The sequence below is a fragment of the Kocuria palustris genome (assembly GCF_016907795.1).
GTDB lineage: Bacteria > Actinomycetota > Actinomycetes > Actinomycetales > Micrococcaceae > Kocuria > Kocuria palustris.
In genome coordinates, this window is sequence record NZ_JAFBCR010000001.1 from 2,446,547 (window position 1) to 2,459,622 (window position 13,076).

The window sequence follows — 13,076 nt, forward strand, 5'->3', positions numbered from 1 at the left end:
CTGTGCTCTGCTGTCGACCGGAAGGCCGACGGGGAATCCGAAGTCTACTGCGGGAACCCGACCTGCGGCAGTCCTGCTGGGATCATCCCTGCAGGTCGCGCACCGGCCAGGTGCCGTCGATGACGATGCTGGGGTCCTGACGACGGCTGCGCAGGAACTCCTGGAAGTCGGCGGCCTGCTCGGCGGACCATTCGATCTGCTGCCGGTGGATCTGCGGGGCGCCCACGCGCAGCTCGGCGAACTCCTCGGCCAGACGACGCCCGACCTGCTCGGCGGCCACGGCGTCCGCCCCGGAGGTGTGCGCCTCCTCCAGGTCCACCTCATAGGCCTCGGACAGAGCCACCAGCGTGCGCTTGCCGCGCCATCTCACCCGCACGTGCTTGTGCATCACGTAGGGGTCCAGCACCGGGAAGGCCTCCGGGGCCTGCAGCCCGTGGCGTCGGGCCTCGGCGGCCAGGACCGTGAAGTCGTAGGACGCGTTGAAGGCCAGCACGGGGATGCCGCGCTCCAGCAGATCGGCGACGGCGGCCACGATCTCCGGGACCACCTCCGCCGCCGGACGGCCGTGCTCGCGAGCGTGCTCGGTCGAGATGCCGTGCACGGCCGCAGCGCCCTCCGGAATCTCCACGCCGGGATCTGCGAGCCAGTCCCAGCGCTGGAGGATCTCGCCCCGGGCATCGATCAGCAGCAGCGAGGCGGTCACGATGCGGCACTCGTGGGCGTCCTTGCCCGTGGTCTCCAGGTCGAAAGCCGCTCGCGGCAGCTCGGTCCAGGGGGTGCCAGGGTCCTGCGGGGCCGGTGCCTTGTGGTCGGATCGCGGCGCCACAGCATCGGCGGGCGCCGCGCTCGCGGCGGGTGCGCTCGGCCGATCCCCGGCACCGGTCGATGCCGCGGGGGTGTCGAACAGCGACAGCTGGGCCTCCTGGGCCTCGGGCGGCGAGGGGCTCGCCGGGCTGCTGCCCGACGGGGTCGGGAGATCGAAGAGCGGATCGGTCTGCTCGGACGGATCGGGTCTGCTGGCCATGCCGACACCGTACGGAGCCGCTCAGACAGCACTGGGCCGGCGGCTTGTTCCGGCGCGATGCGGCCGATGGCGATGCCGATGCCGCTGAGGTCGGGGCCTCGGGGGCCGCGGCGCACCTGCCGCCCGAGATGGCCTTGTGCTGTCAGAGCGCTGTGGTGCGATGTGGCCATGTCCCAGCAGCGGCCGTCGCATCCCCCCGAGCCCGTCGTCGATCTCTCCGCGTCGCGCTCGGCCTGGCGCCTGGTCCCGGCCGAGCGCAGCTCGCTCGTGCTCCCGGAGCTCTCGGCCCTGGATCGCGATCAGCGGGAGATCGCCGAGCTGGCCGGCGGCTGCGGCCCGCAGCTCGTGCTGGGGGCGCCGGGCACGGGCCGGACCACGGCCCTGCTCTCGCTGGCCGCCCGCAGGCTGCGCGAGGGCCTGCCCGCTGACCGGCTGCTCGTGCTCACCCCGTCGCGCGCCGCGGCCGCCCGCGCCAGGGACACGCTGACCGCCACCGCGGCCACCACCATGACCTCTCCGCCGGTGCGGGCGTGGCAGGCCTACGCCTTCGACCTCCTGCGCCGGGCTCAGGCGGAAGGACTGCTGCCGGGAGTCGAGCAGCCGCCCCAGCTGCTGTCGGGACCGGAGCAGGACGTCCTGCTCAAGGAGCTGATGGCCGGTCACCGCAGCGGCCACGGCGCCGCCGTCGTGTGGCCGCCGGATCTCTCGGAGGCCGTCGGCACGCGCGGCTTCCGCCAGGAGGTCCGCGATCTCTTCGACCGCGTGTGCGAGCACGGGCTGTCCCCGGAGGACCTCGAGCAGCTGGGGCACCAGATGCAGCGACCGGACTGGATCGCCGCCTCCGTGCTGCGCCGGGAGTACCTGCGCGTGCGCCGCCTGCGCATGCCGGAGGCCTTCGACCCCGCGGCCCTGGTGAGCGAGGCCTGCCGGGTCCTCGTGGAGCACCCCGACTTCCTCCACCGGGAGCAGCAGCGGCTCGAGCTCGTGGTGATCGACGACCTCCAGGAGGCCACGCCGTCGATCCACCGTCTGCTGGAGGTGCTGTGCCGGGGCCGGGACGTCGTGATCGCGGCGTCGCCGGACACCGTCGTGCAGGGGTTCCGCGGTGCTCGCCCGGACCTGCTGCGCGGACTCGACGACCGCCTGGGCACCCCGCAGCGGCCCCTCACGCGCCGCGTCCTGGGCACCGGGCACCGCATGCCCCCGGCCATCCAGCTGGCTTGGCAGCGCGCGGCTCAGCGGATCCCCGCTCTCGAGACCGCCCTGGGGGCCCGCCGTCCTCGTCCCGTGCCGCCGGGGGGCGATCCGGAGGCGGAAGAGCTGCCGCAGGCGGTCCTGCTCGGCTCGGCCGCGCAGGAGGCGCGCTGGATCGGCCACTCCATCCTCGAGCGCCATCTGCTGCAGGGCGTGGCGCTGCAGGACATCGCCGTGATCGTGCGCTCGAGCGATCGCCTGCAGTCCCTGCAGCGCCACCTCACGGCTCTCGGAGTGCCGGTGACCACTTCGGCAGCCGAGACTCCCGTCCGGGACGAGTCCGCGGTGCGTCCCCTGCTGTCCGCGCTGCGGCTGATCGTGGCGGAGCGCTCGGCGGCCCAGCACGATCAGGAGCTGGAGCGCGAGCAGCCGGACCCCGAATCGCTGCGATCCGATGCCCCGGAAGCGCCGCGGGCCTCGGAGACGGGAGAGGGGACCGCGCAGAGCAGCGCCGTGCTGGAGGCGCACGAGGCCGTCGAGCTGCTCAGCTCCCGGATCGGAGGCGCTTCGGCCATGGACCTGCGCCGCCTGCGCCAGCGCCTGCGAGCCCACGAGCTGCGCAGCGGCGGAGGACGCAGCTCGGACCAGCTGCTCGTGGAGGCGCTGCTGGACCCCACCGTCATGGAGGATGCAGGCGTCAGGGCCGCCCCGGCGCGTCGTGTCGCCCGGATGCTCCAAGCCGGGCGCACCGCGCTGCGTGCCGACGGGGCCACCGCCGAGACGGTCCTCTGGGCGCTGTGGGAGGCCTCCGGAGTGGCAGGACGCTGGCAGCGCACCGCCCTGGCCGGCGGTCCGGAGGGCCAGCGGGCCGATCGCGATCTCGATGCCGTGGTCGCGCTGTTCGGCACGGCCGAGCGCTTCGCCGATCACCGCCCGGGAGCCGGGCCGCAGGAGTTCCTGGACTTCTTGGAGCATCAGGACCTGCCCATGGACACCCTCGCCGCCCGCGCCCCCACGGGGGCCTCCGTGGAGATCATGACTCCGGCCACCGCAGCCGGTCGCGGCTGGCCGGTCGTGTTCATCGCGGGCCTCCAGGAGGGCAGGTGGCCCAACACGACGCTTCGCGGGCAGCTGCTGGGAGCCCAGCGCCTCTCGGACGCCGTCGAGCTCGGCGTGGAGGTCGCCGCTCAGGCCAGCCCCGCCGCCCGGCTCCCGGAGGTCCGCCACGACGAGCTGAGGCAGTTCGCCACAGCCGTCTCCCGTGCCTCGCGCGAGCTGATCGCCACGGCCGTGTCTTCCGAGGAGGAGAACCCCTCGGAGTTCCTGGACATCGTGGATCCGTGGGATCCCTCGCTGCACCCGGAGGCCGCCCACCGGGCACGTCCCGTGCACACCGCGCCGCGTCCTCCCACGCTGCGGGCCCTGACCGCCGAGCTGCGCCGGGTGCTCCAGCAGGGGACGGCCTCGCAGGAGCAGAGGGAGGCGGCGGCACAGCTGCTGCACCGCTTCGCCTCCTCGCCCGAGCCCGTGGACGGGGCGGCCCCGCACCAGTGGTGGGGCCTGCTGCCGCTGTCGTCCACGCAGGAGGTCCTGGACCCGCAGCAGCCGGTTCCGCTGTCTCCTTCGCGCCTCGAGACCATCCAGCGCTCGCCGCTGGACTGGTATGTGGCCACGGCTCGTGCCGAGGAGGCCTCGGATGCGGCGCGCTCGGTCGGCACCCTGGTCCACTCGATCGCAGAGCAGTCCCCAGAAGGCACCGGCGATCAGCTCGCGGCGCAGATCCACCGCCGGTGGAGGGAGCTCGGGCTGCCGGAGACCTGGGAATCAGACCTGCTCAAGGAGCGGGCCGAGACCATGCTTCGCAGATTCGCCCAGTACGTGATCCAGGCTCGCAAGGACGAGCACCGCCGCCTGGCCCTCGTGGAGGGGGGCTTCCAGGTCCTCATCCACGGCCGCGCCCGCGATGCCCTGCTGCGCGGTCGGGTGGATCGCCTGGAAATCGATGACCAGGGCCGTTTCGTGGTGGTCGACCTCAAGACGGGGCGCAGCGCACCTGCCACCAAGGATCTGCCCGAGCATCCTCAGCTGCTGGCCTATCAGGCGGCGCTGGCGGCCGGTGCCGGTCAGGCCATGGTCGAGGAGCAGCAGCGCGGCATCCGGCAGAGCACGGATGCGGAAGGGCAGAAGCCGGAGCCGAGCGAGCCCCTGGTGCTGCGGGAAGGGCCCCTTCAGCATCTGCCCGGCGGTGCGCTGCTGGTCCAGCTGGGCGTGGACAGGGTCAACGTCAGCACGCAGCTGCAGGACGGGCTCACCGAGGAAGGCGGCGTGCAGGTCCGCGAGCTGGTCTCGGCCGCTGCGGATCTGGTGGCAGGGGACCGCTTCCTGGCCAGCCACACCGCAGGGTCGAACACGGGCCACGGCGGGATCGGCTGCAGCCTCCCGGAGATCTGCCCGCTGTGCGCCGAGGGACGGCAGGTCACCGAATGAGCGTGTCCGCTGCCTCCAGCGGCCGCTCGCCGCACGAGCCGAACCACGACCAGACCCAGAAGGAGCCCGGCATGGCCTCCGAGCACGACTCCCGCCCCCAGACGTCGTCATCCGAGGATGCGTCGTGGTCAGGCGAACCGGAGTCCGCAGCGTCGTCCTCGCCCGCTGGGGCGTCGGAGCCCGCGGTCTGCGCTGCAGGACCCGGGGCGATGAAGGGCGATGGATCCCCGCACCCGTACCTGGGCGTCGAGCCGCGCTGGAGCCCCCAGGAGCTGGCGGAGGCGCTGGGCGGCAACAGGCCCACCGAGCAGCAGGCGGAGGTGATCGCCGCGCCGCTGACCCCGCGGCTCGTGGTCGCCGGTGCCGGCTCGGGCAAGACCGCCACCATGGTCGACCGGGTCGTGTGGCTCGTGGCCAACGGCATCGTGCGCGCGGATCAGGTGCTGGGCGTGACCTTCACCCGCAAGGCCGCCGGTGAGCTGCGCGACCGCGTGCGGGGCCGACTGGGTGTGCTGCGCTCCCAGGGCCTCGTCGTGCCCGGACCGGAGGACCCCTCCGAGCTCTCAGCGGCCGACGCGGACCGCGGCGCCCCCGCCGGCCAGGGGGACACCGCGCCCGTGCTCGAGCCCACGGTGCTGACCTACCACTCGTATGCCAGCGCGCTCGTGCGCACCTACGGGCTGCGGATCGGCCTGGAGCCGGAGACCGCGCTGCTCGGCCCGGCCCAGGCCTGGCAGATCGCCTCGCGGGTCGTGGAGTCCTGGGACGGTGAGGTCCCGTCCGATCTGAAGATGTCCACGGCGGTCGAGCAGGTCCTCGCGCTGTCCTCGGGCGCCGCGGAGCACCTGCTGGACCTCGACGAGATCCGGCGGCACACGGCTCGGCTCGGGCAGGCCATGCTCGAGACCCCGCCGCGACCGGGGGGCAAGAAGAAGAAGGTCACCAAGGACACCCAGGAAGCCGCGGGCCGCCTGCTGCGCACCGGCGTGCTGTGCCGCATGGCGCAGCGCTATCAGCAGGCCAAGCAGGAGGCCGAGGTCATGGACTTCGGCGATCTGCTCAGCCACGCGGCGCGTCTTGCCCAGGAGGATCGGACCTGCGGCGCCTCGGAGCGGGAGCGCTACCGCGTGGTGCTGCTCGACGAGTTCCAGGACACCTCGCACGCGCAGATGAAGATCTTCGCCGAGCTCTTCGGCCAGGGCCATTCCGTGATGGCGGTCGGGGACCCCCAGCAGTCGATCTACGGCTTCCGCGGAGCCTCTGCCGGACAGCTCTTCGGCTTCAGCGACCATTTCCCGGCCCCCGGCGATCCCCAGGAAGCCGTCTCCTTCCTGACCACCGCCTGGCGGAACGACACCGCGATCCTCGACGTCGCCAACAGCGCTGCCGAGCCCCTGCGCACTCCGCCCCCGTGGAGCACCGGCAGCGCCGGACAGGGGCTGAAGAAGGTCCCCGGCCTGGACCCGCGCCCCGAGGCAGATCGCGGGCAGGTCCTGCTGTCCCGGCACCGCTCGGATCAGGACGAGGCCGTCGCCATCGCGGACGACATCCTGGCCGCGCGCGCCCGGGTCCGCGAGGACCAGGAGCTTCCCACCACGGCGGTGCTGTGCCGCCGCCGCTCCCAGTTCGAGCCCGTGCGCCGCGAGCTGATCGCACGGGGGATCCCGGTGGAGGTCGTCGGGATCGGCGGTCTGCTGCAGGTCCCGGAGGTCGTCGACATCGTGGCCACGCTGCGGGTGCTCACCGATCCCGGTCGCTCGGACTCCCTGGCCCGACTGCTGACCGGAGCCCGCTGGCGGCTGGGCGCCCACGACCTCGCCGCTCTCGGCGACTGGGCCGGACACCTCGAGCGGCGCCGCAGCGCTGCGGCGGACATGGGCCTGATCGAGGACATCGACTCGCCAGGCGACCCTGGGGACGCGGTGCAGGGATCGCCCCAGGAGGACGTCCTGGTCGAACCGGACCGGGTAGACGCCGCCTCCCTCGTGGAGGCCGTGGAGACCCTGCCGCGCCCGGACTGGATCTCCGGAGCCGGACGCAGCCTCAGCGAGACCGGCCGTCAGCGACTCATCGCCTTCGCCGAGGAGCTGGCCGAGCTGCGGACCTGGCTCTCCGAGGACCTGGCCACCATCATCTCGGTGATCGAGCGGACCCTCGGTCTGGACATCGAGGTCGCCGCCCGCCCGGACGCTCGAGCCGCGCAGGGCCGCCGCGACCTGGACGCCTTCCTGGACCTGGCGGCGTCGTTCAGCTCGGCCAGCGCCACGCAGGACGTCGGGGCGTTCCTGGCGTGGCTGGACATCGCCTCCCGCGAGGAGAAGCTCGACACCGCCCCGCCAGAGCCTGCTCGGGGTGCGGTGCAGCTGCTGACCGTCCACGCCTCCAAGGGGCTGGAATGGGATCACGTGCACGTGCCGGGCATGAACCAGTCGCACTTCCCCATGACCCGGGACACCCGCTGGACCAAGAACCCCTCGGACGTCCCCTGGCCGCTGCGCGGGGACCGGGCATTCCTTCCGCAGTGGAGCGAGGACACCTCGGATCTCGACGCCCTCAGCGACTCCCTGGCGCAGTTCCAGGAGGACGCCGCCCAGCATGCCGAGGCCGAGGAGCGCCGCCTGGCCTACGTGGCCTTCACCCGTGCCAGGAGCCGCCTGCACCTGTCCTCGAACGCATTCTCCGGCTCGGCCGCCACGCGGCGGACGCCGTCGCGCTTCCTCCTGGAGCTTTTGCCGCTGAGCGGTCAGCAGGGTCTGGAGATCGCGCGGGAGGCCGCCCAGGAGAAGGCCTTCGACTCCGCGTCGGTCGAGCTGCCCCAGGACGACCAGCACCGGAGCATCGACGGCATCGAGCTCGTCGGCTGGGAGGATGTCGCCGCGGACGAGAAGAACCCCGAGCAGTCGCGTCGCCTGTGGGCGGCCTGGCCGTACGACCCCCTCGAGGGCCCTGAGGTCCTGGAGACGCGCGGCGAGCAGGCCCAGGCTCCCCTCGACCCGGATCAGCCCGGCGTGCAGAGGCAACCGGCCCCGCAGGCCGGGCGACGCGCCCGGGTGGAGGCCGCCGCTCACCGGGTGAGCGAGCAGTCCGAGACCGACCACGCGGAGGTCGAGCGCCTGGAGGCCGAGCAGAGCCGCCGGGATCCGCAGATCCAGCGCTGGTTCGAGGAGGCGCGCATCCTGCTGGCCGCCCACGAGACCCGCAGCGAGGTCCAGGAGCTGGCCCTGCCCTCGCACCTGTCGGCCTCCACGGTGGTCGAGCTGGGCCGTGACCCGCAGGCGGTCGCCGCGCAGTTCCGCCGACCCATGCCGCGTCGCCCAGGCATGGCCGCGCGCGCCGGAACGGCCTTCCACTCGTGGGTCGAGGACCACTTCCAGTCCTCGGCGATCTTCGACCTGGACGAGGTCCCCGCGGAGGACGACTTCGTGGACGAGTCCTACGATCTCCCGCGCCTGGCCGAGACCTTCCGGGCAGGTGAGTGGGGAAACCGGCAGCCGTGGTCGGTCGAGCACCCCATCGAGACGCCGATCTCCGGAGTCACCATCCGCGGTCGGATCGACGCCGTCTTCCGCACCGAGGACGGCCGCTGGGAGCTCGTGGACTGGAAGACCGGAGCCGTGCCGGCCCAGAGTGAGCTGGCGCGTCGAGCCGTGCAGCTGGCCGTCTACCGCCTCGGCTGGTCACGACTGCAGGGCGTGCCGATCGAGGACGTCTCGGCGGCGTTCTACTTCGTCTCCGAGGACCGGACCATCCGCCCGCACGACCTGGCGGATGAGCAGCAGCTCGAGCGGATGGTGAGCCGGGCCTTCGGCTGAGGACCTCGCCCCGGGTCGCAGCCCCTCGGGCCGCGCGGAACCCGCAGTCATGGTCCTCCGCGGTGGCCGACGCCGACGCCGCCGCGGTCTCGGCCCTGGATCTCAGTCCTGCGACGTCCCGGGGCCGGGTCGGCGCAGCGGGGTCACGGTGGCCCCGGTGTGCGGGTCGGCGGCGGGACCCTCGTCCTTCGCGCCGGAAGGCTCAGGGGAGTCGTCGTCCGCCAGAGGCTCGGCCGCGCCGGCTCCTGCGTCGTCGGCGGGATCCGAGAACAGCGAGTCCCGGTTCAGGCCGTGGAGGCCGGTGGCCGTGAAGGAGGCCTCCTCGGCGCGCTGCCGGGAGGTGCGGGCATGCTCGGTGCGGGCCTCGACCGACTGCTCGGCCTCGGCTCCGCGTGCGGCCGAGAGCTCCCGGTCGTAGGCCTCCACGTCCTTCTCCAGGATGCGCAGCATGGACTCGGCGTCGGCGACCAGCTCTGGCAGATCCCGTGAGACGCCCCGCACGAGCCAGCGGGCCAGGGCGAACTCGGCCTCCAGATGCGCGCGGCGCAGCAGGTGCGGGTCCGGCTCGGCGGGGGTGTGCCGCGAGTACTCCGCGACCACGGCGGCGGCGAACGACGGGTCGCTGGCCCCGATCAGCCAGGCGAAGTCGTCGGCGGGATCGCCCACGTGCACGTCCGACCAGCCGGTGACGGCCGTGATCCGGTTGCCCTCCACGGTCAGGTTGTCCTCGTGGAGGTCGCCGTGGATCACATGGGTGGAGAAGCGCCACAGCGTGCGGTCCTCCAGCGCATCCTCCCAGCGCCGCAGCAGAGCCGCGGGGATGCGTCCGGTGGTCGCTGCCTGGTCGAGCTCGCTGAGCCGGCGCCGGCGGCACTGCTCCGAGCTGTAGGCGGGCAGATCGGCGTCCATGACCATGGCGCGCGGCAGCGAGTGGATCGCGGCGATCAGCTGGCCCAGCTGCGCGGCGGCTTGCGGCACGGGCTCGGCGCTCGGGGGCTGCGGTCGCGCCGGCGGAGCGTCGGCCAGGTCCATGAGGTCGTCGATCGGCACCGGGCCACCGGGAAGGTGCGAGTACACGAACAGGCGCCGTCCGCGGTCCTCGACCGAGCCCACGACGGTGGGCATGTGGAACGGCAGCTTGGCGCGCAGCGCCGGGCTGAACGAACTGAGAACGGCGTGCTCGGAGGCCAGGCGCATGGAGGCCTCATCGGTCAGCGAGCTGCGCACGCGCCACCGGCGCTGCGAGGCATCGACGACCACGGCGGAGCGGAAGTCGGCGTCGTCGTCGGGGGAGGGGGCCACACCCGCAGGGCGCAGCCCGGGGACGGCCGCGGCCGCCGCGGCCGCGAGGTGCTCCAGAGACGATGTCATGCAGGCAACCCTACAAGCGCATCCTGGTCGCTTCCCGCGCACGACGACCGCGTCCCGCCTCGCTCCACAGCGCCCTCCTGCTCAGCGGGGCCCGGGCGATCTTCACCGCTTGCCGGTGGGGCATCGGGGCACGCGACGGGCCGCGATGCGTCGTCAGCTGCGGGCTCTACAGTGGTCGCGTGCCTACAGACCAGACCCGCAATGCACCTTCCGCCCACGATCACCAGGCGCCCGGCACCTCCTCGGGGCCGGGCTTCGATCGTCTGGACCCCTCGTCCATGCTCTCCACGGAGGCGCTGGACCGGCGCGCGGTCGAGCGCGAGCGCACGGATCTGCGCCGCGGCGCCCGGCTCGTGCTCGTGCTGCTCGGCGGGCGGCTTCCCCTGCGCGGGGACCGCCTGGTGCTGCTGGAGCGCTCGCAGCTGCCGGAGCTTCCGGCGGATCCCGCCCGGCCGGAGGTCTTTCTGGGAGAGGTAGCCGCCGCCGCCGTGCTGCCGGACGAGGAGCATGATCCGCAGCAGCGCGTGGGAGTCACTGTGCGCGTCCTGGACGATTCCCAGTCCGCTCTGCAGGACACCACCCACGGCGTGGTCGACGAGCTCGGCCAGCAGATCGCGGCCGTCCAGGCTCAGCTCGACACCGCTGCCCCGGGACATCAGTGGCAGGGGCTGCGTCAGGCGGCCCTGTCCATGATCGGCCGGTCCCCGGAGGACGAGGCGCTGGCGGTGGCTGCTCAGGCCGCCATGGCCTGGCATCTGGACCACCCCCGCTGCCCGCGCTGCGGCGAGGTCACGGAGGTCGCGCGCTCGGGCTGGATACGCGTCTGCCCGCAGGACTCCTCCCTGCACTTCCCCCGCACCGATCCCGCGATCATCGTGGCCGTCACCGACGGCGAGCCCGGAAGCGACCAGGAGCGCCTGCTGCTGGGCCGCGCGGCGGCCTGGCCGGAGGGCCGCTTCTCCACGCTGGCTGGGTTCGTGGAACCGGGGGAGTCGATCGATCAGGCGGTGCGCCGCGAGATCCAGGAGGAGTCCGGGGCGGACGTGGGCGATGTCCGCATCCTGGGCTCCCAGCCGTGGCCCTTCCCGCGATCGCTGATGATCGGCTGCACCGCGCGCCTGCAGGGCGGGCAGGTCGCCCCGGACGGCGAGGAGATCGCCGAGCTGCGCTGGGTGACCCGCGAGCAGCTGCGCCGCACCTCGGAGGTCGGTGAGCTGCTTCTGCCCGGGCGGATCTCCATCGCCCGCTCCCTGATCGAGCACTGGAACGGCAGCCCTCTGACGGGGGCCGAATGGTGAGCCTGGAGCACCTCGAGCGCGAGATCGTCCCGGACGCCGCCTCCGCGGCACTGTTCGCGCTGCCGGGGACCGAGCAGCTTCCTCTCGAGGAGCGCATCCTCGAAGGCCTGGATCCCGAGCAGCGCGAGGCCGCCACGGCCCTGCGCGGACCGGTGTGCCTGCTGGCCGGCGCGGGCACCGGCAAGACCCGGGCCATCACCCACCGGATCGCCTACGGGATCGCCACGGGGGTCTACACCCCCCAGAAGGTCCTGGCCCTGACCTTCACGGCCCGGGCCGCCCACGAGATGCGCGATCGCCTGCGTCTGCTGGGCGCGGAGGGCGTGCAGGCCCGGACGTTCCACTCGGCGGCCCTGCGCCAGCTGCAGTACTTCTGGCCCCAGGCCGTCGGCGGCTCCATCCCGGACCTGGTCACGCACAAGGCGCGGCTGATCGCGGAGGCGGCCGGCTCCATGCGCCTGAGCAGCGACCGCGCGGCGATCCGCGACCTGTCGGGGGAGATCGAGCGCGCCCGGGCGCTGCTGCTCGTGCCGGACATGTACCCGGATGCCATCGCCCGAGAGGCCGCGGCCGGCTCCGTCCGGGATCTGCCCGGCGGGCACAGCGCCACCACGATCCAGCGGCTGTGGCAGACCTACGAGGATCTCAAGACCGACCGGAACCTGATCGACTTCGAGGACGTGCTGGCCATCATGACCGGCATCCTCGAGGAGGACCAGCGGATCGCGGCGGCTGTGCGGGCGCAGTACCAGCACTTCGTGGTCGACGAGTACCAGGACGTCTCGCCGCTGCAGCAGCGCCTCCTGGACGCCTGGCTCGGCCCGCGCGACGACCTGTGCGTGGTGGGCGATGCCTCCCAGACCATCTACTCGTTCACGGGCGCCACGTCTCGGCACCTGCTCGAGTTCCCGGCGCGCTACGAATCCGCCCGGGTGATCCGCCTGGTGCGCGACTACCGCTCCACCCCGCAGATCGTGGACACGGCCAATCGCCTGCTCAGTGCGCGTCGTGCCGGCCCGGATTCGACCGAGGGGCTGTGGGCCGAGCCCCTGCGCCTGGTGGGGCAGCGCGCCGCCGGTCCCGTCCCGGACTGGCACGAGTACCAGGACGATCAGGCCGAGGCCCAGGGCACCGCTGTGCGCATCCAGGACCTGCTCCAGGACGGCGTCCCGGCCACCGAGATCGCCGTGCTCTACCGCACCAACGGGCAGGCCCAGGCCTTCGAGACCGCACTGGCCGATGCCGGCATCGGCTTCCGGCTGCGCGGCACCGAGCAGTTCTTCCGCCGTCCGGAGGTGCGCCAGGCCATGGTGCAGATCCGCTCCGCGGCAAGGGCCGAGGCGGAGTCCGGAACCGGCGCCGTGGCCCAGCAGGTCCGGGACATGCTGCGCTCGCTGGGCTGGTCGCAGCACGCCCCGCGCACCGTGGGCAGCACGCGGGAGAAGTGGGAGTCCATGGCGGCGCTGGTGGACATGACGGACCGCCTGGCCGCCGCGCACACCGAATCGCTCCAGGCCGCTCAGCGCGCCGGGACGGAGGGCCCCGGCCCGTTCACCCTGCGGCACGTGGCCGAGGAGCTGGGTCGTCGGGCCGTGGCCCAGGACGCGCCCCCGGTCGAGGGGGTCACCCTGGCCTCCCTGCACTCGGCCAAGGGCCTGGAGTGGGACGCGGTCTTCCTGACGGGGCTGTCGGAGGGGCTCATGCCGATCACGTTCGCCGAGACCTCGGACGAGATCGACGAGGAGCGCCGACTGCTCTACGTCGGCATCACCCGTGCCCGCGAGCAGCTGATGCTCTCGTGCTCAGCCTCGCGGACCCCGGGCGGACGCGCCAACCGGCGCCCGTCGCGCTTCCTGAAGGACCTCCTGCTCACCCGCTGAGCCGCGTCCG

6 protein-coding genes are annotated in these 13,076 nt (G+C 73.2%); 4 read left to right on the forward strand and 2 right to left on the reverse strand.

Annotated features, from left to right (window positions below):
- Positions 1-82: 82 nt before the first annotated feature.
- On the reverse strand, positions 83-1,024 hold the full coding sequence (locus tag JOE55_RS10955) for a 3'-5' exonuclease (RefSeq protein ID WP_338125475.1): 942 nt from the start codon (positions 1,022-1,024) through the stop codon (positions 83-85).
- Between the two features lie 168 nt (positions 1,025-1,192).
- Between JOE55_RS10955 and JOE55_RS10960 the strand changes: the two genes are divergently transcribed.
- Both JOE55_RS10960 and JOE55_RS10965 read left to right on the forward strand, forming a co-directional pair.
- Entirely contained in the window at positions 1,193-4,705 is a 3,513-nt protein-coding gene (locus JOE55_RS10960) for an ATP-dependent helicase (protein ID WP_239546628.1), read from the forward strand.
- A complete protein-coding gene (locus JOE55_RS10965) occupies positions 4,702-8,517 on the forward strand; it encodes an ATP-dependent helicase (protein WP_204782928.1) in 3,816 nt (1,271 codons plus the stop codon). Before JOE55_RS10960 ends, JOE55_RS10965 begins: the two co-directional genes overlap by 4 nt.
- 102 nt (positions 8,518-8,619) lie before the next feature.
- Here JOE55_RS10965 and JOE55_RS10970 read toward each other — a convergent pair whose 3' ends face one another.
- Positions 8,620-9,888 carry a macrolide 2'-phosphotransferase gene (locus tag JOE55_RS10970; RefSeq protein WP_204782929.1) on the reverse strand — a complete coding sequence of 423 codons (1,269 nt, stop codon included), beginning with the start codon at positions 9,886-9,888 and terminating at the stop codon, positions 8,620-8,622.
- 179 nt (positions 9,889-10,067) lie between these two features.
- Between JOE55_RS10970 and nudC the strand changes: the two genes are divergently transcribed.
- Positions 10,068-11,186 carry an NAD(+) diphosphatase gene (gene nudC, locus JOE55_RS10975; protein WP_338125476.1) on the forward strand — a complete coding sequence of 373 codons (1,119 nt, stop codon included), beginning with the start codon at positions 10,068-10,070 and terminating at the stop codon, positions 11,184-11,186.
- Positions 11,180-13,066, forward strand: coding sequence for an ATP-dependent helicase (locus tag JOE55_RS10980; protein ID WP_204782930.1), 1,887 nt, complete (start codon positions 11,180-11,182; stop codon positions 13,064-13,066). Before nudC ends, JOE55_RS10980 begins: the two co-directional genes overlap by 7 nt.
- The last annotated feature ends 10 nt before the right edge of the window (positions 13,067-13,076 follow it).